Source organism: Pseudomonas oryzihabitans NBRC 102199 (assembly GCF_000730625.1).
GTDB lineage: Bacteria > Pseudomonadota > Gammaproteobacteria > Pseudomonadales > Pseudomonadaceae > Chryseomonas > Chryseomonas oryzihabitans.
Window position 1 is genome coordinate 458787 of sequence record NZ_BBIT01000002.1, and the last position, 22799, is coordinate 481585.

19 protein-coding genes are annotated in these 22799 nt (G+C 67.9%); 10 read left to right on the forward strand and 9 right to left on the reverse strand.

The annotated features are described in order from the left end of the window. Positions 1-42: 42 nt before the first annotated feature. On the reverse strand, positions 43-1167 hold the full coding sequence (locus POR01S_RS03580) for an MFS transporter (RefSeq protein ID WP_042133817.1): 1125 nt from the start codon (positions 1165-1167) through the stop codon (positions 43-45). Positions 1168-1404: 237 nt separating this feature from the next. Between POR01S_RS03580 and POR01S_RS03585 the strand changes: the two genes are divergently transcribed. Together POR01S_RS03585 and POR01S_RS03590 are read left to right on the forward strand one after the other, a co-directional pair. Continuing rightward, entirely contained in the window at positions 1405-1860 is a 456-nt protein-coding gene (locus POR01S_RS03585) for a DUF2231 domain-containing protein (RefSeq protein ID WP_377708396.1), read from the forward strand. Beyond that, a complete protein-coding gene (locus POR01S_RS03590) occupies positions 1857-3152 on the forward strand; it encodes a PQQ-dependent sugar dehydrogenase (RefSeq protein ID WP_042133821.1) in 1296 nt (431 codons plus the stop codon). The genes POR01S_RS03585 and POR01S_RS03590 overlap by 4 nt, the downstream gene beginning before the upstream one ends. A gap of 45 nt (positions 3153-3197) precedes the next feature. On the opposite strand, the gene POR01S_RS03595 is transcribed toward POR01S_RS03590, so the two are convergent. The 5 genes from POR01S_RS03595 to POR01S_RS03615 all read right to left on the reverse strand — a co-directional run bounded on the left by POR01S_RS03595 (position 3198) and on the right by POR01S_RS03615 (position 8147). Beyond that, positions 3198-3506 carry a cytochrome o ubiquinol oxidase subunit IV gene (locus POR01S_RS03595; protein WP_042133823.1) on the reverse strand — a complete coding sequence of 103 codons (309 nt, stop codon included), beginning with the start codon at positions 3504-3506 and terminating at the stop codon, positions 3198-3200. Beyond that, on the reverse strand, positions 3503-4132 hold the full coding sequence (locus POR01S_RS03600; RefSeq protein WP_042133825.1) for a cytochrome (ubi)quinol oxidase subunit III: 630 nt from the start codon (positions 4130-4132) through the stop codon (positions 3503-3505). The genes POR01S_RS03595 and POR01S_RS03600 overlap by 4 nt, the downstream gene beginning before the upstream one ends. After that, a complete protein-coding gene (locus POR01S_RS03605; RefSeq protein ID WP_081875155.1) occupies positions 4129-6192 on the reverse strand; it encodes a cbb3-type cytochrome c oxidase subunit I in 2064 nt (687 codons plus the stop codon). Before POR01S_RS03605 ends, POR01S_RS03600 begins: the two co-directional genes overlap by 4 nt. After that, entirely contained in the window at positions 6185-7126 is a 942-nt protein-coding gene (locus POR01S_RS03610; RefSeq protein ID WP_052382619.1) for a cytochrome ubiquinol oxidase subunit II, read from the reverse strand. The genes POR01S_RS03605 and POR01S_RS03610 overlap by 8 nt, the downstream gene beginning before the upstream one ends. 121 nt (positions 7127-7247) lie before the next feature. Then, on the reverse strand, positions 7248-8147 hold the full coding sequence (locus POR01S_RS03615; RefSeq protein WP_042133827.1) for a LysR family transcriptional regulator: 900 nt from the start codon (positions 8145-8147) through the stop codon (positions 7248-7250). Between the two features lie 146 nt (positions 8148-8293). On the opposite strand from POR01S_RS03615, the gene POR01S_RS03620 reads away from it, so the two are divergent. From POR01S_RS03620 to POR01S_RS03630, 3 genes are all read left to right on the forward strand, one after another. Beyond that, positions 8294-9373: a 4-oxalomesaconate tautomerase gene (locus POR01S_RS03620; protein ID WP_027599586.1), complete on the forward strand. Its 1080-nt coding sequence runs from the start codon at positions 8294-8296 to the stop codon at positions 9371-9373. Positions 9374-9429: 56 nt separating this feature from the next. Further along, positions 9430-10743 carry a C4-dicarboxylate transporter DctA gene (gene dctA / locus POR01S_RS03625; protein ID WP_007158581.1) on the forward strand — a complete coding sequence of 438 codons (1314 nt, stop codon included), beginning with the start codon at positions 9430-9432 and terminating at the stop codon, positions 10741-10743. A 114-nt stretch (positions 10744-10857) separates the two neighbouring features. Next, positions 10858-12171: a CitMHS family transporter gene (locus POR01S_RS03630; RefSeq protein ID WP_007158580.1), complete on the forward strand. Its 1314-nt coding sequence runs from the start codon at positions 10858-10860 to the stop codon at positions 12169-12171. 157 nt (positions 12172-12328) lie between these two features. On the opposite strand, the gene POR01S_RS03635 is transcribed toward POR01S_RS03630, so the two are convergent. Continuing rightward, entirely contained in the window at positions 12329-13117 is a 789-nt protein-coding gene (locus tag POR01S_RS03635) for a substrate-binding domain-containing protein (RefSeq protein ID WP_027599585.1), read from the reverse strand. 151 nt (positions 13118-13268) lie between these two features. Here POR01S_RS03635 and POR01S_RS03640 point away from each other — a divergent pair, with 151 nt between their 5' ends. From POR01S_RS03640 to POR01S_RS03650, 3 genes are all read left to right on the forward strand, one after another. Then, entirely contained in the window at positions 13269-13946 is a 678-nt protein-coding gene (locus POR01S_RS03640; RefSeq protein WP_042133829.1) for a response regulator transcription factor, read from the forward strand. After that, complete coding sequence (locus POR01S_RS03645; protein WP_027599583.1) at positions 13924-15297, forward strand: sensor histidine kinase; 1374 nt, start codon at positions 13924-13926, stop codon at positions 15295-15297. Before POR01S_RS03640 ends, POR01S_RS03645 begins: the two co-directional genes overlap by 23 nt. Positions 15298-15431: 134 nt before the next feature. Continuing rightward, on the forward strand, positions 15432-16589 hold the full coding sequence (locus POR01S_RS03650) for a D-alanyl-D-alanine carboxypeptidase family protein (RefSeq protein WP_042134428.1): 1158 nt from the start codon (positions 15432-15434) through the stop codon (positions 16587-16589). A 15-nt stretch (positions 16590-16604) separates the two neighbouring features. Here POR01S_RS03650 and POR01S_RS03655 read toward each other — a convergent pair whose 3' ends face one another. Beyond that, the gene (locus tag POR01S_RS03655; RefSeq protein WP_042133832.1) at positions 16605-17570 is read right to left on the reverse strand and encodes an alpha/beta hydrolase; all 966 of its coding nucleotides are present in this window, start codon (positions 17568-17570) and stop codon (positions 16605-16607) included. 277 nt (positions 17571-17847) lie between these two features. On the opposite strand from POR01S_RS03655, the gene POR01S_RS03660 reads away from it, so the two are divergent. Together POR01S_RS03660 and POR01S_RS03665 are read left to right on the forward strand one after the other, a co-directional pair. After that, a complete protein-coding gene (locus tag POR01S_RS03660) occupies positions 17848-18840 on the forward strand; it encodes a helix-turn-helix transcriptional regulator (RefSeq protein ID WP_042133834.1) in 993 nt (330 codons plus the stop codon). Between the two features lie 107 nt (positions 18841-18947). Beyond that, complete coding sequence (locus POR01S_RS03665; RefSeq protein ID WP_412177551.1) at positions 18948-19862, forward strand: SphA family protein; 915 nt, start codon at positions 18948-18950, stop codon at positions 19860-19862. Positions 19863-19871: 9 nt separating this feature from the next. Here the strand turns inward: POR01S_RS03665 and POR01S_RS03670 are convergent, their stop codons facing one another. Further along, positions 19872-22781, reverse strand: coding sequence for a PAS domain-containing hybrid sensor histidine kinase/response regulator (locus POR01S_RS03670; protein ID WP_081875157.1), 2910 nt, complete (start codon positions 22779-22781; stop codon positions 19872-19874). Positions 22782-22799 lie beyond the last annotated feature (18 nt).

Genomic DNA, 22799 nt, shown 5'->3' on the forward strand with positions numbered 1-22799 from the left:
CTGGCACCGCCTCGCACGGGAGCGGTGCCAGGACCGGCGGCCTCATTCGCTCGCCGGCTTCAGTCGCAGGCAGGCCAGGGAGCTGACCAGGATCGCCAGGCCGGACAGCGGATACAGCAGGGTCGAGGGCACCAGCGGAATGAGCACCCCGGCCAGCAGCGGACCGACGCTGGCGCCCACGTCGCGCCACATGGCGTTGGAGGCCAGCGCCGGCAGCCGGGCCTGACCGGGATGGCGGGTGGCGACCAGGGTCACCACCAGGGGGATCTGCAGGGCGCGCAGGATCAGCACCCCGCCGGCGCCGAGGATCAGCCAGTGAAAGCCGAAGGCGATCAGGAACAGCGCGGTCAGCGTCGAGCAGACCACCAGCATGGGCGCCGCGCCATAGCGATCCGCCGCCCGGCCGCCGAGCGGGCTGAGCAGCATGTCGGACAGATAACGCAGCGCCATCAGCAAGCCAGCGACCAGCACCGCATTGCCGCCCAGTACCGCCTGGGAAAAGGCCGATAGACCAAAGATGAACAGGCCGTCCAGGGTCACCCCTTCGATAAAGGACCAGGTGACGATGCGATCCGGCCAGCGCAGGCGCCGTCCGGGCGCCGGCAATTCGTGCCCGGCGCGGGGCAGCCCCAGGGCCAGCAGCAGGCCGATCAGGCAGAGTCCGCTGCTCAGCAGCAGCACGGCGCGCGGGCCGTATTGCAGGGTCAGCCAGGCGCCCACCGAGAGCGCCAGCATGGGACCGATGGCGATCAGCGACCGGGACGTACCGGTGCGCCGGGCGGCGCCGGCCGGATCGGCGGTGGCCAGTACCTGGGTGGACAGGTTGAAGGTGGCGAAGCTCAGGCCCCAGGCCAGGCGCAGTCCCAGCAGTGCCCAGAAGCCGGAGAGATGGGCGTTGCCCAGGGCGCAGAGGGCGGCCACCGCGGAGGCCACGACAAGACTGCGGCGATCGCCGAAGCGGGCATAGAGCTGCACCACATAGCGGTAGCCGACGATGCGGATCACCCGGTTGGCGGCCAGCAGGATGCCGGCCTCGATCAGGGTGATGCCGAAGACCGGGGCGTACATGGGGAGGACGAGATAGAGCAGCACGTCGCTGGGCAGGCAGCAGGCGAGGACGATGGCCGCGCGCCGGGAGGCCTGGTCGACGGACCGGGAAGAGGTCATGCGCGAAAGATTCCTGTGGAGGAGGTGACGTCCAGCCCGTCGGTCGCCGGCTGGACAGCGGATTGCAGTGACGGCCCGGCCCTACAGGCGCCAGGCAGAGGCCGTGACTGCAACGAGACTGTCATTATCTCTTCTTTTGCAAGAGGTGTCCGCCAGGCGAAACGGCTGAACTAACCGCGGGCGCGCGCAATCCTTTTCAGTGCGTCTTGCGCCGCGCAGTGGCTGCCCGGCCGTGCCATGTCCCGTCATGAAAAGGAGTCGTCAGTGACCGTAGCTGCCCATCATTACCACCCTGTCCGGCCCGGCCCGCTGCACGCGCTGCTGCTGGCCGGCTCCGTCCCGCTGTTCATCGGTGGCCTGCTCAGCGATATCGCCTACTACCAGACGATGCAGATCCAGTGGGCCAACTTCGCCGCCTGGCTGATCGCCGGGGCGCTGTTGCTGTCCGGACTGGCGCTGCTGTTCGCCTTGGGCAATCTGTTCGGCGCGCGCTTCCGCGGCCGCCGGCCGGCGGCCTATTTCCTCCTGCTGCTGCTGGCCTGGGTGCTGGGGCTGGTCAATGCTTTCGAACATGCCAAGGACGCCTGGGCGGTAATGCCCGCCGGGCTGATCCTCTCGGTGATCGTGTCGGTGCTGAGCCTGGTAGCTGCCTGGATCGGTCTCTCCAACCTGCGTTCGGAGGTGGTCCGATGAGCACTCCACGAGTCTTGAGCGTCCTGGGTCTGGCCGTGCTGCTGGCCGCCTGCGGCAACGAAGGCGGTGCCGACACCCAGGCCCGCGGACCCGATCCCAAGCTGCCCGAACCCCAGCGCGGCCTCCTGCCGAGCATGAAGATCGCCGAGCCCGCCCCCTGGGGCGATCGCACCCCTAGCGTGCCCCAGGGCTACACCATCACCGCCATCGCCACCGACCTGCGCATTCCGCGGCAGATGCTGGTGCTGCCCAATGGCGACATCCTGGTGGCCGAAGGCCGTGGCGGCAACGCGCCCAAGCTCAAGCCCAAGGACGTCATCGCCGGCTACATCAAGGCCCAGGGCAACACCCAGGTGAAGGGCGGCAATCGCCTGACCCTGCTGCGCGACGCCGATGGCGACGGCACGTACGAACTCAAGACGGTGTTCGCCGAGAATCTCAACGCGCCCTATGGCCTGGCCTTCGCCAACGGCCGGATCTACGTGGCCAACCAGGATGCCCTGGTCAGCTTTCCCTACCAGGACGGCCAGACCCAGGCCAGCGGCGCGCCGGACAAGCTGGTCGAGCTGCCGGCGGCGATCAACCACCACTGGACCAAGTCCCTGGCCGCCAGCGCCGATGGTCGCTATCTCTATGTGGGCATCGGCTCCAACAGCAACGTCGGCGAGCGCGGCATGGACGTCGAGGTGGATCGCGCGGTGATCTGGCAGATCGATGCCCAGAGCGGTGCGCACAAGAACTATGCCACCGGGGTGCGCAATCCCACCGCCCTGGCCATACAGCCCGACAGCGGCCAGCTCTGGGCGGTGGCCAACGAGCGCGACGAGATCGGCCCGGACCTGGTGCCGGACTACCTGACCTCCATCCGCGAAGGCGGCTTCTATGGCTGGCCCTACAGCTACTGGGGGCAGAACGTCGATACCCGTGCCCAGCCGCAGGATCCGGCCAAGGTGGCCGCCGCCATCAAGCCCGACTACAGCCTGGGCTCTCACGTCGCCGCCCTGGGCGTGACCTTTTCCACCGCGGCGGTGGGCGGGCAATTCACCGATGGCGTCTTCGTCGGCGAGCACGGCAGCTGGAACCGCGACAAGCCGGTGGGCTACCGCGTGGTCTTCGTGCCCTTCCAGCAGGGCCGTCCGGCCGGCGAGCCCATCGACTTCGCTACCGGGTTCTACGGCGACGACGGCAAGACCCGCGGCCGCCCGGTCGGGGTGGCGGTGGATCAGCGCGGTGGCGTCCTCATCGCCGACGACCTGGCCAACACCGTCTGGCGCGTGACGCGTACCCAGTAAGGTGCGAGATGGATCGGCTTGCCGCGCAGTCGGGCGGCAAGCCGATCAATGCATGCGGTGCTGCAGATCGCCGAGCACCACCAGGCTGCCCACCACCATCAGCACCAGGATCAGGCTGGTGAACAAGAGCAGATAGAGGTCGTGGCGGTGCGAGCTGCCCAGGCTGATATGCAGGAAGCAGCGCAGGTGCACCAGGATCTGCAGCAGACCCAGGCCGAAGATGACCCCCAGGGTGGTGCCGCGCGGCCAGCTCGGGAAGAGCACCAGGCCGATGGGGATCAGACTCAGCGTCACCGCCAGCAGCAGGCCGACCACGTAGCTCGTCAGCTCCCGACGGTAGTCATCTCTCTTCATGGCAGCAGCCCCTGCAGGTAGACCACCGAGAGGATGGCTACCCAGACGATATCGAGAAAATGCCAGAACAGGCCCAGCCGCATCAGCCGGGTCTTCACCGGCGTATCCAGGCCGAACACCCTGAGTTGCACCAGCATCACCACCAGCCACAGACAGCCACTGGCGACGTGCACCCCGTGCATGCCCACCAGGGCGAAGAAGGCCGAGAGAAAGGCGCTGCGCTGGGGCAGGGCGCCCTTGTCCGCCATGCCGAGGAACTCGTGCACCTCCAGGCCCAGAAAGACCAGGCCCAGCGCCAGGGTCACCAGCAGCCAGGTCACCAGGGGCCGCAGGCGACCCTCGTGGTACTTCATGGCCAGGGACGCCAGGCCATAGGTGAAGCTGCTGGCCAGCAGCACCAGGGTCTGCAGGGTGACACTGCCGATCTCGAAGACGTCCCGGGCGACCGGGCCCCCGGCGGTGGCGTGCTGTAGCGTCGCGTAGATGGCGAACAGCAGCGCGAACACCAGGGCGTCGCTCATCAGGAAGATCCAGAAGCCGAACAGCGAATACTCGGCCTCGACGTGGGTGGCGTGATCGGTGGCGCCGACATTGAGGCCGGCGTGGTTCATGTCGCGCGGACTCATGGGCCCATCTCCGCCAGGCCACGGTTGCCCGGCCCGGTTTCCTCGTCGCGGTTGACCGCTCGCGTCGCGGCGACGAGATCCAGCCAAGCCTCGTGTTGGCGGCGGATGTCTGCAGCGGAAATCAGCCGCTCGGTATCGCGCTGGAAGCTGCGGGCGATCACCGCGCCCCAGGCCACCCCCAGGCCGAGCACGGCCAGCCAGCCGATGTGCCAGACCAGCCCGAAGGCGCAGGCGAAGCCCGCCGCCCCGACAAGGGCCGGCACCGCGCTGTTTTTCGGCAGGACGATGTCGGCATAGGTGCGCGGCCGGTCGTAGGCCAGGCCGTGCTCCTTGAGCCAGGTGAAGGGATCGCGGTCGTTGATCGGCAGCGGCACGGCGAAGTTGTATTCCGGCGGCGGCGCGGCCACGGCCCATTCCAGGGTGCGGCCATTCCAGGGATCGCCCACCGGCACCCGGGCACTGTCGCGCCGGCGGATGCTCACCACCAGCTGGATCACCAGGCTGGCCAGGGCGGCGAGCAGGATCACCGCACCCAGCTCGGCGACCCACAGCAGCGGGGCGAAATCGGGATTGTGGATCGCCTGGCTGCGCCGCGGCAGGCCGGAGACCCCAAGCACGTACAGCGGCATGAAGGCGAGCAGGAAGCCCAGGCCGAAATTCAGGGCGGCGATGCGGCCCCAACGCTCGTCTAGGCGAAAGCCGAAGGCCTTGGGAAACCAGAAGTGATAGCCGGCCAGCATGCCGAACAGCATCCCGGGGATCAGCATGTTGTGGAAGTGGGCGACCAGGTAGACGGTGTTGTGCATCTGATAGTCCACCGGCGGTGTGGCCAGGGTGATGCCGGTAAGGCCGCCGATGACGAACAGCATGATGAACATCACTGCATAGATCAGCGGCGTGGTCAGGCGGATGCGCCCGCGGAACATGGTCGCCATCCAGTCGTAGATCTTCACCCCGGTGGGAATGCCGATGAGCATGGTGGCGATGCCGAAGGCGGCATTGATCTTCGGACTCTGACCCATGGTGAAGAAGTGGTGCAGCCAGACGGTGAAGGACAGCACCGCGATCACCAGGGTGGCCCAGACCAGGGAGTGATAGCCATAGAGCCGCTTGGTGGAGAAGGTGGCGAAGACCTCGGAGAACACCCCGAAGGCCGGCAGGATCAGGATGTACACCTCCGGATGGCCGAACAGCCAGAAGAGGTTGATGTAGTTCATCAGGTTGCCGCCCTGGGTGTTGGTGAAGAAATGGAAGTCCAGGTAGCGGTCCAGGGCCAGCAGCAGGGTGGCCACGGTCAGCGGCGGCATGGCGAAGATCATCAGGATGCTGGTGCACAGCGCCGTCCAGCTGAACAGCGTCATATGGAACAGGCGCATGCCCGGCGTCCGCTCCTTGTAGAGGGTGACGGCGAAGTTGAGGCCGGTCAGGGTGCTGCCGATGGAGCTGAGGGTCAGCGCCCAGATCCAGTAGTCGGGGCCGACGCCGGGCTGGTATTCGGCGCCGGTATAGGGCGGATAGCCGCTCCAGCCACCGGTCGAGAAGCGACCCAGCACCAGCGAGACCATCACCAGGGCGGCACCGGCCACGGTCAGCCAGAGGCTGATGGCGTTGAGCAGCGGAAAGCGCACGTCGCGGGCACCGATCTGCAGCGGCATGACGAAGTTGATCAGCCCGGTAAGGAAGGGCATGGCCACGAAGAACACCATGATGGTGCCGTGGGTGCTGAACAGCTGGCCGAAGTGCTCCGGTGGCAGATAGCCCGGGGCATCGATGGCCAGGGCCTGCTGGGTGCGCATCATCACGCCTTCCACCACGCCGCGGCTGAACATCACCAGGGCCAGCACCACATACATGATGCCGATGCGCTTGTGGTCCAGGCTGGTGAACCACTCCTGCCAGAGATAGCGCCACTTGCCGAGCCAGGTGATCACCCCGGCGGTGGCCAGGGCGCCAAGGATCACCACGCTGGCGCCGCAGGTGGCGACCAGGCTGTAGAAGGGCAGGGCGTCGTAGCCCAGGCGACCGAACAGCAGGTGCCAGAGGGCCGAGGAATCAGTCATGGGTGGCTCCCTGGAAGGTGGCGCAGGCGGGTACCGGATCCTGGCGATAGCGCGCCAGCACCCAGGCGAAGAGGGCAGGTTGGGTCAGGCGCAACGCGGCGGCTTGCTCCAGGGTGCCGGGGCGGGACAGCACCTGGTAATGGGCGCAATCCAGCGCCTCGCGGGTCTGGCTGACGCCCTGGGTCCAGCTGGCGAAGTCCTGCGCATCCAGCACCCGGATCGGGAAATGCTGATCCTGGAAGCCTTCGCCGCTGTACTGGGCGTTGCGGCCCTCGAACTGGCCGGGCGCGGGAATCTGCAGGTAGCGCTGGGTCTGCATGCCGGCCATGGCGTAGATCTGGCCACCGAGGCGCGGCAACAGCAGGGATTGCATCACCGTATCGCTGGTGAGTCTGAGCTGCACCGGGCGTCCGGCTGGCAGGACCAGTTCATTGACCGTGGCGATGCCCTGTTCGGGATAGAGAAACAGCCACTTCCAGTCCAGGCCGATCACCTGGACCTCCAGCGGCGCCTGGCTGGGCGTCGGCGAGCGATAGGGGTCGAGGCTGTGGGTGCGGGTCCAGACCAGCACCGCCAGGACCGCGACGATCAGCGCCGGCACGCCCCAGGCGAAGACGTCCAGCAGCCAGGAGAATTCCCAGCGTGGCCGGTAGGCGGCGCGCGCGTTGCCGTGGCGATAGCGCCAGACGATCAGCGGGGTGAGCAGGATCACCGGCAGGACCACCACCAGCGCCAGGCCGACGATCCACAGCAGCAGGTCGCGTTCGCCACTGGCGGCGAGACCGGCCGGGGCGAGAAAGCCGTGCTGTAGCGGCGAACACCCAGTGAGCGAAGCGGCCAGCAGCAGGCCGGTCAGGGATCCGACCGCCAGGCGGCGCCTCGAGGTGCTCCCCGGGTAGGGAGAAGAAGGACGCGACTTTCGCGCAAGGGACATGAGCGGACTCGACCGTAACCAGTTGTTGCAGCCAACAGACCGCCCGAGCAGGCGAGCCGTTCACTGCATACTGGCGCTTGGCCGCCCCCCGCTCGGGGCACGACCGCGTGCGAGGTGCGGGCTAGGGCTGTTCGGTCTTCCACTGGCCGAGCAGGATGGCGACGAATTTTTCCGCGGCGGGCGACAGCGAGGCGCCGCGACGCGAGACCAGGCCCAGCGTCCGGGTCACCTCCGGATCGCTGAGGGGCACGCTGACCAGGGTCGGGTGGTCGGCATCCGGCATGGCCAGACTGGGCATGGCCGAGACGCCGAGGCCGGCTTCCACCATGCCGAGGGAGGTGGACAGGTGCTGCACCTCATAGAACCACTTGGGGCGAATGCCGCGGGCGGAGAGGGCATGATCGAGCAGCACCCGGTTGCCGCTCAGGCGCCCCACACCGATCAGCCGGTGCTCGACCAGCTCGGCCCAGCTGATCGACGGGCGCCCGGCCAGTTCGTGGTCGCGCCGGCAGGCCAGCACGAATTGCTCCTGCACCAGGGGCACGAATTCGATGTCCGGGTGCTGACCGCTGAGCATGTTGATGCCGAAGTCGGCTTCGCCGCGCAGCACGGCCTCCAGGCCGTCGTTGGCGCTGAGGTCCAGCAGGCGGATGCGGATCTTGGGGTATTGCTCGTTGTACTGGCGGATCACCGAGGGCAGGAAGTAGAAGGCCGCGGTGGGGATGCAGGCCAGGGTGACCTGGCCGGTCTGGCGCTCGGCCAGTTCGCGGATGCTGAGGATGGAGTCCTCGAAGTCGTCCAGCAGCCGCCGCGCCTTGGGCAGGAAATCGCGCCCGACGCTCGTGAGGCCGACGCGACGAGTGGTGCGTTCGAGCAGGGGCGTGCCCAGGCCGTCTTCCAGCTTCTTGATGCGCCGGCTCAGGGCCGGCTGCGACAGGTGCAAGGCATCGGCGGCCTCGTGGAAGCTGCTCAGTTCGGCGATTTTCACGAAAGATCGAATATCTTGCAGCTCGTAGTCCATGAACGCCCCGTTTCGTAAAGCCGGCTTTATTGATTATCCAAGTGGAATAATAGCGCTGATATTTGCATTGGATAGATTTATATCCGGCTGCCAATCTTGTTCCCAGAACATCAATAACCGCTATTGATCAACAAGAGTCAGCAGTCATGCAACGTATTCCCTGCGTTCTCATGCGAGGTGGCACCTCCAAGGGCCCCTTCTTCCACGCCAGTGACCTGCCCAGCGATCCCGCCGCGCGCGACGAGATGCTGATCGACCTCATGGGTGCCGGCCACGAGCTGGAAATCGACGGCATCGGTGGCGGCAGTCCCCAGACCAGCAAGGTGGCCATCATCAGCCCCTCCAGCCACGCCGATGCCGACGTGGATTACCTCTTCGTCCAGGTGATGGTTGCCGAGCGGCGCGTCGATACCGCACCCAACTGCGGCAACATGCTCTGCGCCGTGGGGCCCTTCGCCGTGGAGCAGGGGCTGGTTGCCGCGAGAGACGGCAAGACCCTGGTGCGTATCCGCAACCTCAACACCAACAGTTTCGTCGATTCCCTGGTGCATACGCCCGGCGGCCTGGTGCGCTATGAAGGCGACACCGCCATCGACGGCGTGCCCGGCACCGCCGCGCCGGTGCAGCTGACCTTTCTCGACGCCGTGGGCAGCAAGACCGGCCAGCTGTTTCCCACCGGCCAGGCCACGGATGTCTTCGACGGCGTGCCGGTGACCTGCATCGACATGGCCATGCCGATGATGATCGTCGAGGCCCGCCACCTGGGCGTGACCGGCAGCGAGCGGCCGGCCGAACTGGACGCCAACGCGGCGCTGCTGGCCCGGCTGGAAGCCCTGCGGCTGCAGGCGGGTCGGGCCATGGGCCTGGGCGATGTCAGCGGCAAGGTGATCCCCAAGCCGGTGCTGATTTCCGCGCCCCAGCAGGGCGGCACCCTGCAGGTGCGCTATTTCATGCCGCACAGCTGCCACCGGGCGCTGGCCATCACCGGCTCCATCGGCCTGGCCACCGCCTGCGTCACCCCGGAGACCGTGGTGATGGCGCTGCTCGGCGAGTCGGCGCGTGACCTGACCCACGTCCGCCTGGAGCATCCCAGCGGCGGGATCGACGTGGTGCTGTCGCGCGGCGGCGCGGACGGCACTACCATCCAGGCCTCGGTCGTCCGGACCGCGCGCCGTCTGTTTTCCGGTCATGTCTATGCGCCTACCGCGCGGAGGCTCGCCGGCTAACGCGACACCCCCAACCACCAGCGCATCCGCACAACTTCAATAAACGGTGATGCCCCATGAAACTTGCCAAATCGCTGTACTTCCAGATCCTCTGCGCCGTGGTCCTCGGGGTGCTGGTCGGTCACTTCTGGGCGCAACAGGCCGTCGCGCTCAAGCCCCTGGGTGACGCCTTCATCAAACTGATCAAGATGATGATCGCCCCGGTGGTGTTCTGCACCATCGTCACCGGCATCGCCGGCATGACCGACAAGAGCACCCTGGGCCGGTTGATGGGCAAGACGCTGCTGCTGTTCCTGGTGCTCACCGTCATCAGCCTGTTCATCGGCCTCGGCGCGGTCTATCTGTTCCAGCCCGGCGTGGGCATGAACATCGATCCCGCGACCCTGAGCACCGCCAGCATCGCCCAGTACACGGCGTCGGCGGCCAAGCTCAGCGTGGTGGACTTCTTCATGCACATCATCCCGGACACCTTCATGGGGGCGTTCAACAAGGGTGAGGTGCTGCCGGTGCTGTTCATCGCCGTGCTCTGCGGCTTCGCCCTGTCCGCCATGGGCGAGCGCGGCCGGCCGGTGCTGGACGTGCTGGAGTCGGCGTCGCAGATGGTCTTCCGCATCTTCGGCTACCTGATGCGCTTCGCCCCGGTGGGTGCCTTCGGCGCCCTGGCCTTTACCGTGGGCCAGTACGGCATCACCTCGCTGGGCTCCCTGGCCAAGCTGATCGCCACCCTCTACATCGCCTGCGCCTTCTTCGTCTTCGTGGTGCTGGGCGCGCTGTGCCGCTCGCGCGGCTTCAGCCTGTGGAAGCTGTTGCGCTACTTCCGCGAGGAATTCCTGGTGGTGCTGGGCACCTCGTCCACCGAGCCGGTGCTGCCGCGCATGCTGCAGAAGCTCGAAGGCCTGGGCTGCAAGAAGGGCGTGGTCGGCCTGGTGCTGCCCACCGGCTACTCCTTCAACCTGGACGGCACCGCCATCTACCTGTCGCTGGCCGCGGTCTTCATCGCCCAGGCCTGCAACATCGACCTCACCGTCGGCCAGACCCTGACCATGCTGGCGATCATGCTGCTGTCCTCCAAGGGCGCGGCAGGGGTGACCGGCAGCGGCTTCGTCGCCCTGGCCTCGACCCTCACCGTGATCCACGACATCCCGCTGGCCGGACTGGCGCTGCTCATCGGCATCGACCGCTTCATGTCCGAGGCCCGCGCCCTCACCAGCCTGGCCAGCAACGCCGTGGCCACCGTGGTGATCGCGCTGGGCGAGGGCGCCTGCGATCGCGACAAGCTGATGCGCGCCCTGGCCAGCGGCAAGGCCGAACCCGTGGCGCTGCCCGAGGCCGCCGAGTGGACGGCACCGGACGTTCGTCCCCACGCCTGATCGTTCCAACCCCGCTACCGCTGCAATCCCACCTCCGCGCCGTCAGCTGGCCGGAGGCGGGGATCGGCTGGCCCGCGGCCGGCCAGACCCACAACAAGAACAAGGGATATGCCTATGCTCGCGCTTCTCGGTCTGATCATGGTGGTGACCTTCACCTACCTGATCATGAGCAAACGTCTGTCGCCCATCGTGGCGCTCACCGTGGTGCCCATCGTCTTCGCCCTCATCGGCGGCTTCGCCCCCACCACCGGCAAGATGATGCTCGACGGCCTGAAGATGGTGGCGCCCTCCGCGGCGCTGCTGCTGTTCGCCATCCTCTTCTTCGGCCTGATGATCGACGCCGGGCTGTTCGATCCGCTGATCCGCAAGATCCTCAAGCGCGTCAACGGCGACCCGGTCAAGATCGCCATCGGCACCGCGCTGCTCTCGCTGCTGGTGGCCCTGGACGGCGACGGCACCACCACCTACATGATCACCTGCGCGGCCATGCTGCCGCTGTACAAGCGCATCGGCATGAATCCCATGGTGCTGGCGACCGTCTCCATGCTCTCCCTGAGCATCATGAGCGGCATGAGTCCCTGGGGCGGCCCGGCCACCCGCGCCATCGCCGCGCTGGGGCTGGACGCCACCGCCTACTTCATTCCCATGCTGCCCACGGTGATCGGCGGAGCGGCCTGGGTGGTCTTCACTGCCTACCTATTGGGTCGCCGCGAGCGCGCGCGCATCGGCAACGTCGCCCTGGAGAGCGGTGGGGCGGCCGGCGGCAAGTGCTACATCGAGGAGATCCTCGGTGATTCGCCGACCAAGCGGCCGCGCCTGGCCTACGTCAACCTGGTGCTGGTGATCGCGGTGATGACCGCCTTGGTCATGGGCGTGATGCACGCCGCCATCCTCTTCATGATCGGCTTCGTGCTGGCGCTGATGATCAACTATCCGCAACTGGAGCTGCAGAAGGAGCGCATCCTGGCCCACTCCGGCAATGCCATGACCGTGGTGCTGCTGGTGTTCGCCGCGGGCATCTTCGCCGGCATCTTTTCCGGCACCAAGATGGTCGACGCCCTGGCCCAGACCCTGGTCGACTGGATTCCGCCGGCCTGGGGCCACTGGTTCCCGCTGGTGGTGGCCATCACCAGCATGCCGCTGACCTTCGTGCTGTCCAACGATGCCTACTACTTCGGCGTGGTGCCCATCCTGGCCAACGCCGCCGCGGCCTACGGCATCGATCCGGTGGAGATCGCCCGCGCCTCGGTGCTGGGCCAGCCGGTGCACCTGATGAGTCCGCTGGTGGCCTCGACGCTGCTGCTGGTGGGCATGGTCGACCGCGACATCGGCGACTTCCAGAAGGCCACCGTCAAATGGGCGGTGCTGACCTCCCTGGTCATCACCGCCATCGCCCTGCTCACCGGCGCCATCTCTTTCTTCGTCTGAAGTCGGTGGAGCAACTGTCTTTATCGCGGCCATGCCGGTACGCCGTAGCGGCCGCTCCTACGGTGGCGTCCGTGCCTGTAGGAGCGGCCCATGGCCGCGATATGCGATCAAGACAGTTGCTCCTACAAAAGCATCATCCGCTGTGGGAGCGGCCTTATTACTGCTGCGCCGGAATGGGCTTGAGACCGCTGTCTTCGATGGCCTTGGCGGCGTCTTTCGAGGCCAGGTACTGCAGCAGGGCGCGCGCGGCATCCGGGTGCGTGCTCTTGCTGACCACGGCGCCGGAGTAGAGGGTCATCTTCTGCGCCTGGTCGGGGATCAGGCCGACGATGTCGATGCCCTGCACCGGCTTCAACTCGCTCAGCTGCTGGAAGCCCAGCTGCGCCTCGCCGCGGGCGACGACTTCGCCCACCGGCTCGGCGGGGATCATGCGCGCCTTGGCCTTGAAGGCATCGCTCAGCTGCATGCGCGGGAAGAGGATGTGGGCCAGGTAGACACCGCTGGCGCTGTCGGAATAGGCCACCGACTGGGCGCTTTCCAGGCTCTGCTTGAAGGCCTCCATGGTGGAGATGTCCGGCTTGGGCGCGCCCTTACGCACCGCCATGGCGATGAAGGACTGCCCCAGGTCGACCCGGCTGTCCTTGAGCGCCTGGCCGTTGGCGACCAGCTTGTCCAGCGCCGAACCCACCATCAGCACCACGTCGGCCGGCTCGTTGCGGGCCAGGCGCTGGGGGATGGCCTGGGGCGTGTCGCCCATGGACGGCGCGGCGGCGATGTCCAGTTTCACGCCAGTGGCCTTTTCATAGGCCGGGGCGACTTCGCGGATGGCGCCCATGATGCCGCCCGAGCTCAGCACCGTGAGGGTGGTGACGGGTTGTGCGGCCAGCAGTGGCGTGGAGGCCAGCAGCAGGGCGCCAAGGGCGAGGGTGGGCAGACGTCGAAACATGGTGAAGACTCCAGGGTGAAAAGACCGACGATAGACCGCGGGCGAGGCGGAAGCGCGTTAGTCCGAATGAAGAAAAATTTAATTTACCGACCTGGTCGTTTTCCCTAGGGTGTCCGGTCCGCCAGACCGGGCGCCAGATCCAGAGGCCATCATGACCCAGGCTTTGGTCATCGAAGACGACGAGGTGACCGCCCACGCCATCGCCAGCGAATTGCGGGCGCAAGACTATCAGGTACGTTGGGAAAGCACCGGCCGCGAGGGCCTGGCCGCGGCCATCGCCGGCGGCCATGACATCATCACCCTCGACCGTATGCTGCCGGATTTCGATGGCCTGACCATCGTCAGCACCCTGCGTGGCCTCGGCATCGCCACCCCGGTGCTGATGCTCAGCGCCCTGTCCGATGTCGACGAGCGCGTGCGCGGCCTGAGATGCGGCGGTGACGACTACCTGACCAAGCCCTTTTCCCTGGTGGAGATGATGGCCCGCCTGGAGGCGCTGCTCAGACGGCCGGGCGCGCAGTCCGCCAGTCACCAGTTGCGGGTCGGCGAGCTGACCCTGGACCTGATCGAGAACACCCTGACCCGGGCCGGCGAGGCCATCGCCCTGCTGCCCACCGAATTCAAGATCCTCACCTACCTGATGCGCAACGCCGGGCAACTGGTGACCCGTACCATGCTCTTCGAGCAGGTCTGGGGCTATCACTTCGATCCGGGCACCAACATCATCGACGTGCACATGGGGCGGCTCAGACGCAAGATCGAGCGGGTCGGGCGGCCGCTGGTGCATACCGTTCGCGGAGCCGGCTATGTCCTCGTCGTCCCGGACTAGGCGCTGGCGCTCGGGCAGCAGCCGCCTGCTGGCGCTCTATGCGCTGCTCTTCGTGGCCTGGGGCGCGGTCTTCACCGGGGTGCTCTACTGGCAGATCTCCGGTTACCTGGGCGCCGTGGCGGAGCGCACCCTGCTGCAGCGGGCGCACTACTACGGCAAGGTGGCCGATGCCGACCTGCTGGGCGAGCTGCAGGCCAGCGAGGTCTATTCCATGCCCGGCATCGACGCCTACGGCCTGTTCGAGGCCGATGGGCGCCTTGTGGCCGGCAACCTGGTCAAGCTCCTGCGCAACCTGCCGGACGACGGTCGGGTGCACTACCTGCAGCGCGGCCTCAGGACCACCGATGCCCTGGACGAGACCCGCAGCAGCCATGCTTTTCTGCAACGCCGCGCCGACGGCCGCATCCTGGTGCTGGCCCGCGACGGCGGCTCCATCTCGGCGGTGGGCGGCATCATCGGCCAGGCGCTGTTCTGGGGCCTGTCGCTGACCCTGATCCCCGGCCTGGTCGGCTGGCACCTGTTGCGGCGACGACCGCTGCGGCGCGTCGAGCGACTGCAACGCAGCCTGGAACGGATCGTCGCCGGTCACCTGGAGGAACGCCTGCCACTGTCGCCGCGCCACGACGAGCTGGACATGCTGGCCGATGCGGTCAATACCACCCTGGCGCAGCTGGAGCGCTCGATGCACGAGGTGAAGGGCGTCTGCGACGGCATCGCCCATGACCTGCGCACCCCGCTGACGCGGCTGCGGGCGCGCCTGCACCAGCTGCAGCAACTGCCGCTGGCCGAACCCCAGGCCGACAGCCTCGGCGAGGCGCTGGCCGAGACCGAGGCCATCATGTCGCGCTTCCAGGGCCTGCTGCGCATCTCCGAGCTGGAGGACACCCGGCGGCGCATGGCCTTCGCGCCCCTGGACCTCGCCGCGCTGCTGCGCCAGGCCCATGACTTCTACGAACCCCTGGCCCAGGAAAAGGCCCAGACCCTGAGCCTGGAGCTGGGCGAGGCGCTGCCGGAGGTGCAGGGCGACGCCGAGTTGCTGTTCGAGGCGCTGGTCAATCTGCTCGACAACGCCCTCAAGTTCGCTCCCGAAGGGGGCAGGGTGCGGCTGGTGGCGCGTGGCGTCGGCCTGGCGGTGCGCATCGAGGTGATCGACGACGGCCCCGGCATTCCCGAGGCCGAGCGCGAGAGCGTGCTGCGCCGGCTCTATCGCGGCGATGCCAGTCGCCAGCAACCGGGCTATGGCCTGGGCCTGTCGCTGGTGGCGGCCATCGTGCGGTTGCATGGCTTCAGCCTGAGCATCGAGGCGGCCGAACCGGTGGGCGCGCGGGTGATCATCACCAGCGCCGGGTGAGGTGCGCCTTCCTAAATTTTTCTTCATTTTGCTTCATTTGAGACCGGGGCAGGGCTCTCCCAGGATGGCGGGCCCCTCCTGCCACACCGGATCTGCCGCTCGTGAAACACCCCTTGCTACTGGGCCTCGCCGCCCTGGGTCTCGCCTGGCTCGGCCAGGTCGAAGCCGCGCCCGCCGCTGCACCCGCCGCTGCGCCCGCCACCACCGTGCTGATTCCTTCGCCGCCCCAGCTCTCGGCCAAGGCCTGGGTGCTGATGGATGCCACCACCGGCCAGGTGATCGCCGAAGAGAATGCCCACGAGCACCTGCCGCCGGCCAGCCTGACCAAGCTGATGACCGTCTATGTGGCGACCCGCGACATCCAGGCCGGCCAGCTCAAGGCCGACGACCCGGTCACCGTCAGCGAGCACGCCTGGCGCACCGAAGGCTCGCGGATGTTTCTCGATCCGCGCAGCCAGGTGTCGGTGCACGATCTCCTGCAGGGCATCGTCATCGACTCGGGTAACGACGCCAGCGTGGCCCTGGCCGAGCACATCGCCGGCAGCAACGAGAGCTTCGCCAGCCTGATGAACGCCACCGCGCAGCGCCTGGCCCTGCACGACAGTCACTTCATGAATCCCACCGGGCTGCCCGACCCCGAGCACTTTTCCTCGCCCTACGACATGGCGCTGCTGGCCCGCGCCATCATCCAGGACGAGTCGGCCTACTTTGAGCTCTATGCCAGGAAGTACTTCACCTGGAACGGCATCCGCCAACCCAATCGCAACCTGCTGCTGTGGCGCGACCACACCGTGGACGGCCTCAAGACCGGGCATACCGAGGCGGCTGGCTACTGCATGGTCACCTCGGCGCTGCGCGACGGACGCCGACTGATCACCGCGGTGTTCGGCTCGAACTCGATCAACAACCGCGCGGCGGACACCCAAAAGCTGCTGACCTATGGCTATCGCTTCTTCGACAACCTGAGCCTCGACAAGGCCGGCGTCGCCCTGGGCACCCCGGCGATCTGGGAGGGCGAGCAGGCGACCCTGCCGGTGGGCGTGACCGAGGACGTGGTGCTGACCCGTCCCAAGGGCCAGCAACCACCCGAGCGCCGCCTGGTGCTGAACGAGCCGCTGGTGGCGCCCATCGCCCAGGGCGCGGTGGTCGGCCGCCTGGAGCTGGTGGAGGGCGACCGCGTCCTGCAGACCCGCCCGCTGGTGGCCCTGGAGGCGGCGGCGCAGGGCGGTTGGTGGTCGCGCTGGCCGGAGCACCTCTATCGGCTGGTGCTGCACTGGTTCGGCCGGGTCTGACCCGCGCGGGCGGCCTCAGGTCGCCTGCTGCAGGTGCTCGCGCAGAAAGGCATTCATCCTTTCCAGGGTCCAGCGCACGCCTGGCAGCACCCCGAGCATCTCGATGAAGCCATGGATCATGCCCGGCAACTCGTGGTACTCCACGGCGTTGCCGGCGCCGATCAGCGCCTGGGCGTAGAGGCGGGCATCGTCGCGCAGGGCGTCGCATTCGGCGCCGAAGATCAGCGCCGGCGGCAGGTCGGCGTGGGAGGGGGCATAGAGCGGCGAGACGCGCGGGTCGCGGGTGTCCACGTCCTGGAGATACATCCCCGAGAAGTAATCCATCATCGGCCGGGTCAGCGGCGGGACCTGGGCGTTCTCGATGCGCGAGGGGTGATTCCAGGCCTCGGGCGTGTTGTCGACGCCGGGGTAGATCAGCACCTGGGCCTTGAGCCTGAGCGGTCCTTCGCGCAGGTGCAGCGCGGCCATGGCCGCCAGGCCGCCGCCGGCGCTGTCGCCGGCCACGGCGACGCGGTCGAGATCGAGATTCAAGGCGCTGCCGGCCTGGGCCAGCCAGTGCAGGGCGGCCAGCACATCGTCGGGGCTCGCCGGTGCCGGATGCTCGGGGGCGAGGGCATAGTGCACCGCCAGCACCGCGAAGCCGGTGCCCAGGGCAATCTGGCGGCAGAGCGAATCATGGCTGTCCAGGTCGCCGATCACCCAGCCACCGCCGTGCAGATAGACCACCAGCGGGCGCGGTCGATCGTCTTCCGCATAGGGGCGGTAGAGGCGCAGCGGGATGGGACCGAGCGGACCGGGAGCGCTGAGTTCGTCCACCCGCGTCACCGGCGCCGGCGGCAGGCCAAGGGCGCGATTCAGCTGCACATAGGCGGCGCGCGCCTGCGCCGGGGTGAGGCTGTCCAGCGGCGGCTGCGGGTGGGCGGCCAGCTGTGCCAGCAGGCCGCCCACCTCGGGAGTGAGGCGCGCGAAGACGTCGGGCATGGGGCTTCTCCTGTGGTCCCGGGCGCCAGGATGGACGCCGGGTCGCCGCCAGCCTCGCCGCAGGCTTGGGGCGGGTCTATCGATCAGATGAACGATGGCGGCGGCTGTTGGACCTCGGCTAGCCCGCGGCCGTTGCGCGGTCGCGCCCGTGGCTGAGGGCGGCCTATCCTGCATCTGAACGATAGGCGCGCCGCCGCGGTACGGTAGACTCGGACCCAAGCCAGGCCCCGTCAGGGGGCCGGCATCCTACCCAGACAATCAAAACAATGGGGGTAGCATGGATCAGTCAGCCGTCGTTTCCTGCAGTGTGCCCAGCGACGTGGTCGCCCGCTTCAGCCAGGTCGTCCTGGCGCTGCAAGCCCGCCTGCGGGGCGGGGCCATCACCGAATTCCATGCCCAGGCCCTGGCGCAGCTGCAGCGCCTGGTCGCCTTCGACAAGGCCTGGTGGGGCAACTCCGCCTGGCGCGACGGCGTCCCCGTGGCGCACAGCACCTTTCTGCTGGGGCTGCCCGGCAGCTATACCCGCGAATGGGATGCCCTCAAGGCCGACGACCGCACCCTCGGCGACCTGCACCTGGTGCAGGGGCGTTGCCAGGTGTTCGACTGCCGCGACCTGACGGCTTCGCCGAGCCTGGCCGCCCTGGGGCAGCGGTATGGCCTGGCCCACGGCCTGCGCATCGTGCTCACCGACGACCAGACCCGCCTGGGCGTGCACCTCACGCTGTTCCGCGAAGATCCCGCCACCCCCTTCACCGCCCTGGAATGCCAGCTGGTGGAATGGCTGATGCCGCACCTGCTGCATGCCGAGCGCGAGAGTTGCCTGCGCACCCTGGCGACCCTGAGAGACAGCCAGGGCAGCTTCGACGAACTGGCCCTGGCGGTGTGCGATCGCTATGGCGTGCTGCTGTCCATGGAGCCCGGCTTCGCCGCCCTGCTGGCGGGGGAGTGGGAGGGCTGGCAGGGCAATCGCCTGCCGCCCGCCTGCGATCCCCAGGGCACCTACCAGGGCCGTACCCTGCAGCTCGAGGCCCAGCCGCTGGGCGATCTGCTGCTGCTCAAGGCGCGCCGGCGCAGTTCGGCGGAACGCCTCAGTGCCCGCGAGCTGGAAGTGGCCCAGTGCTTCGCCCTCGGCCAGACCTACAAGGAAGTCGCCCGCAACCTGGGCATGGCGCCGGCCACGGTCCGCCATCACCTGAGGCGCATCTACGAGAAGCTCGGCGTCAACCGCAAGGCGCAGATCGCGCAACAGGTCGCCGCCGCGCCGGACTGATCTCCCCCTGATCCCTATGCCAAGACCGGGCGCCTCGCGTGCCCGGTGAGGCCTCGCTCGCCCGCTCGAAAGCCCTGAGGAATCCCGCCATGCCGTCTCTGCCCGGAATGCTGACCCGCGCCGCCGTCCTGTCACTCGCGGCGCTGGCCGCCACCACCCACGCCACCGAGAAGGGCATGCCGACCACCGCCGCCGGGGTGCAGGACTTCGGCGCCGGCTTCATGCCGCCGTCGACGCCCGTCGGTACGATCGGCATGCGCTTCAGCGACTACCAGGCGCGGGTGATCAAGGACAGCCATGGCCGGGACGATGGCAACGATTTCAACATCAACGTCCTGGCCATCGGCCTGGCCTATCTGCGCATGACCGATCAGCAGCTGTTCGGGGCGCGCTACGGCTTCGGCGCGGTCTCGGTGTTCTTTCGCATGGATGCGGACCTCGGTATCAACGCCGGCGGGCAGCGGGTGTTCAGCGACAGCGCCGAGCTGTTCCGCCCGGCCGACCTGCAGCTGATTCCGCTGATCCTCGCCTGGGAGCCGGCGCCCGGCGTCGGCATCAACACCCAGCTGTCGATCCAGGCGCCCACCGGTGACTACGACAAGAATCGCCTGGTCAGTCCCGGGACCAACCACTGGACGGTCTCGCCGATCTTCAACGCCAGCTACATCAGCCCCAGCGGACTGGAGCTGTCGTCCAGCTTCCAGGTCGACATCAATGCGCGCAACTCGGCCACCGACTACCGCAGCGGGGTGGAGTATCGCCACGAATTCGCCGTGGGCCAGCACGTCGGTCCCTGGACGGCGGGGCTGGGCGGCTACTATTACCGCCAGCTCAGCGACGACGACGCCCCCGGCCTGACCCATGGCAACCGCGCCCGCACCCTGGCGCTGGGGCCGGCGCTCAGCTACTTCGACCCCGCCTCTGGGCTGCCGGCCATCTGGCTGCACGCCTACAAGGAATTCGAGACGCGCAACCGGGCGGAAGGCTATACGGTGGCGCTGAAGATCGGCGCCAGCTTCTAGCAAGGTGGACTAGCCGCCCATCATCTCGCGCACCCGCGCCGCCAGGGTGTCCACGGCGAAGGGCTTGGTCAGGATCTCCATGCCGGGGTCCAGGTGGCCGTTGCCGATGGCGGCGTTCTCGGCATAGCCGGTGATGAACAGGGTCTTGAGCCCCGGGCGTGACTGGCGTCCCGCATCGGCCATCTGCCGGCCGTTCATGCCACCGGGCAGACCGACGTCGGTGATCAGCAGATCCAGGTGCACATCGGACTGCAGGATCTTCAGGCCGGTGAGGCTGTCGGCGGCTTCGATCACCGCGTAGCCGAGGTCTTCGAGGATATCCACCACCAGCATCCGCACCGTTGGCTCGTCGTCGACGATGAGCACCGTCTCGCCCTGGGCGCTGCCGGCCATGTCCAGGCGCGTGGCCAGGTCTTCGTCGGCCGGCGCCTCGCCCAGGTAACGCGGCAGATAGATGCACAGGGTGGTGCCCTGGCCGACTTCGGAGTAGAGCCGCACCTGGCCGCCCGACTGGCGCGCGAAGCCATAGATCATCGACAGGCCCAGACCGGTGCCCTGGCCGATGGGCTTGGTGGTGAAGAAGGGCTCGAACACCCGGGCCGCCACCTCGGGCGGGATGCCGACCCCGGTATCGGTCACGCACAGCGACAGGTACTGGCCTTCCGGCAGATCCTGGGCGCGGGCGGTCTCGCGATCCATCCAGCGATTGGCGGTCTCGATGGTGATGCGGCCGCCGTCGGGCATGGCGTCGCGGGCATTGATGCACAGGTTGAGCAGGGAGTTTTCCAGCTGGCTGGGATCCACCAGGGCGGGCCAGAGGCCGGCGGCACCGACCGTCTCGACCTGGATGCTCGGACCCACGGTGCGCTGGATGAGGTCGGTGAGGCCATCGATCAGCTGGTTGACGTCCACCGGTCGTGGCGCCAGGGTCTGACGCCGGGAAAAGGCCAGCAGCCGGTGGGTGAGGGCGGCGGCGCGCTTGGCCGCGCCCTGGGCGGCCACCAGGTAGCGATCGAGTTCGCGCAGCCGACCCTGGGCGATGCGCGTCTCCATCAGTTCCAGCGCGCCGGAGATACCGGCCAGCAGGTTGTTGAAGTCGTGGGCGAGGCCGCCGGTGAGCTGGCCGACGGCTTCCATCTTCTGCGCCTGGCGCAGCTTTTCCTCGGCCTGCATCAACTTGGCCGAGCGTTCGGCCACGCGCACCTCCAGGGTGTCGTTGAGGGTGCGCAGGGCGGCCAGGGCCTTGTCGCGCTCGGCCTCGATGGCGCGCCGCTCCTCGACGTCGATGAGCACGCCGGGAAAGCGCAGCGGCGTCCCGTCGGCGGCATGGTCGACCCGGCCGTTGGCCTCGATCCAGTAGTAGTGGCCGTCGGCGCGGCGCACCCGGTACTGATGGGCGAAGGATCCGGCCTGGGCGATCACCACCTCGATGGCCCGGGCGAGGCCCTCCTTGTCATCGGGATGGACGTTGGTGACCACCTGCGCCAGGCTCAGGCCCTCGCGGCCCAGCTGCGGATCGAGGCCGAAGACCGTGGCGAAGGCCTCGTCCACGGTGAATCTGTCGGTCGGCAGGTCCCAGTGCCAGGTGCCGATGATGGCCCCCGCGGAAAGCGCCAGCTGCACCCGCTCGATGTTCTCCCGGGCCAGGGCCTCGCTGACGCGCAGCCGTTCCTCGGCGTTGCGCCGCTCGGTCACGTCGCTGAAGAGGATGGCGATCTGGCGCTCGTCCGGGTCGCCGACCCGCACGGCGCGCACGTCGAACCAGCGTTCGAAGGTGTTGGCGTAGTTCTCGAAGGTGGCCGGTTCGCCGGTCTTGGCCACATGGCCATAGGTGTCGAACCAGAACTGCTCCAGGTTGGGGGCGAACTCGGTCACCCACTTGCCGCGCAGATTGACCCCGGCCTGGCGTTCGAAGGCCGGATTGGCCTCCAGGAAGCGGTAGTCGATGGGCTTGTCGTCGGCATCGAACTTGACCTGGACGATGGCGAAGGCCGAGCCGATGGTCTCGATGATGGCGCGAAAGCGCTCTTCGCTCTTGCGCAGGGCGGTTTCCGCCGTCTGCAGCTGACTCATGTCCAGCATGGCGCCGATCATCCGCGTGGGGCGGCCGTAGACATCACGGATCACCCGGCCGCGGTCGAACACCAGCGCATAGGAGCCGTCCGCACGCAGAAAGCGGTATTCGTCGGTCCAGACCAGGCCGTCGCCATCGATCACCCCATGGATGGAGGCGTCGATCCGCGTGCGGTCGTCCGGATGGATCTGGGCGAGCCACCAACTGCCGGTAGAGTCCACCGCTTCCGGGGCGTGGCCATAGGCCGTGGTCAGGGCTTCGTTCCAGCGCACCTGGCCGGTGCTGAAGTCCCAGTCCCAGATGGCGTCGTTGGTGGCTTCGGCCACCAACCGGTAGCGTTCCTGGGTTTCCTTGAGCGCCAGGCCCGCCAGGTGTTCGACGGTACGATCGCGCAGGATCTTGACGAACCCCAGGGGCTCGCCGTCGTCGTCGGTCAGGGCCATCATCTCGCCCGAGGCCCAGAAGCGCTGGCCGTCCTTGCGCAGGTGCCAGCGCTCATCCATGGCGCTGCCATCCCGCAACGCCTTGGCCATCTCGTACGCGGCACGACGGTTGGCCCGGTCTTCAGGGGTGAAGAAGCGCGAGGCATCCTGGCCGATCATCTCCTGGGCGGTCCAGCCCATGACCTGCTCGGCGCCCGGATTCCAGTCCGTGATGAGCCCCTCGCGGTCGCAGACCACGATGGCGAACTGGGTGGTGCTTTCCAGCACGGCGCGGCTGCGTGCCTTGCTGGGGCGGCGGGGGGCGTCTTTGTCCGGCAGGGCCTCCTGCAAGGCGGCGCGCAGGCGCAGCACCTCGGCTTCGAGTTCGGCGCGCGTCAGCGTGGCCAGGGGTCCCTCACTCATCTTGCTGGGCATCCTCGG

Bases quoted from the DNA above. Each gene is read 5' to 3' on its own strand.
- POR01S_RS03630 (WP_007158580.1), top strand. From the start codon at position 10,858: ATGCTCGCGCTTCTCGGTCTGATCATGGTGGTGACCTTCACCTACCTG.
- POR01S_RS03660 (WP_042133834.1), top strand. From the start codon at position 17,848: ATGGATCAGTCAGCCGTCGTTTCCTGCAGTGTGCCCAGCGACGTGGTC.
- POR01S_RS03600 (WP_042133825.1), bottom strand. From the start codon at position 4,132: ATGAGTCCGCGCGACATGAACCACGCCGGCCTCAATGTCGGCGCCACC.
- POR01S_RS03640 (WP_042133829.1), top strand. From the start codon at position 13,269: ATGACCCAGGCTTTGGTCATCGAAGACGACGAGGTGACCGCCCACGCC.
- POR01S_RS03635 (WP_027599585.1), bottom strand. From the start codon at position 13,117: ATGTTTCGACGTCTGCCCACCCTCGCCCTTGGCGCCCTGCTGCTGGCC.
- POR01S_RS03670 (WP_081875157.1), bottom strand. From the start codon at position 22,781: ATGAGTGAGGGACCCCTGGCCACGCTGACGCGCGCCGAACTCGAAGCC.
- dctA (WP_007158581.1), top strand. From the start codon at position 9,430: ATGAAACTTGCCAAATCGCTGTACTTCCAGATCCTCTGCGCCGTGGTC.
- POR01S_RS03585 (WP_377708396.1), top strand. From the start codon at position 1,405: ATGTCCCGTCATGAAAAGGAGTCGTCAGTGACCGTAGCTGCCCATCAT.
- POR01S_RS03645 (WP_027599583.1), top strand. From the start codon at position 13,924: ATGTCCTCGTCGTCCCGGACTAGGCGCTGGCGCTCGGGCAGCAGCCGC.
- POR01S_RS03590 (WP_042133821.1), top strand. From the start codon at position 1,857: ATGAGCACTCCACGAGTCTTGAGCGTCCTGGGTCTGGCCGTGCTGCTG.
- POR01S_RS03595 (WP_042133823.1), bottom strand. From the start codon at position 3,506: ATGAAGAGAGATGACTACCGTCGGGAGCTGACGAGCTACGTGGTCGGC.
- POR01S_RS03665 (WP_412177551.1), top strand. From the start codon at position 18,948: ATGCTGACCCGCGCCGCCGTCCTGTCACTCGCGGCGCTGGCCGCCACC.
- POR01S_RS03620 (WP_027599586.1), top strand. From the start codon at position 8,294: ATGCAACGTATTCCCTGCGTTCTCATGCGAGGTGGCACCTCCAAGGGC.
- POR01S_RS03610 (WP_052382619.1), bottom strand. From the start codon at position 7,126: ATGTCCCTTGCGCGAAAGTCGCGTCCTTCTTCTCCCTACCCGGGGAGC.
- POR01S_RS03615 (WP_042133827.1), bottom strand. From the start codon at position 8,147: ATGGACTACGAGCTGCAAGATATTCGATCTTTCGTGAAAATCGCCGAA.
- POR01S_RS03580 (WP_042133817.1), bottom strand. From the start codon at position 1,167: ATGACCTCTTCCCGGTCCGTCGACCAGGCCTCCCGGCGCGCGGCCATC.
- POR01S_RS03605 (WP_081875155.1), bottom strand. From the start codon at position 6,192: ATGACTGATTCCTCGGCCCTCTGGCACCTGCTGTTCGGTCGCCTGGGC.
- POR01S_RS03655 (WP_042133832.1), bottom strand. From the start codon at position 17,570: ATGCCCGACGTCTTCGCGCGCCTCACTCCCGAGGTGGGCGGCCTGCTG.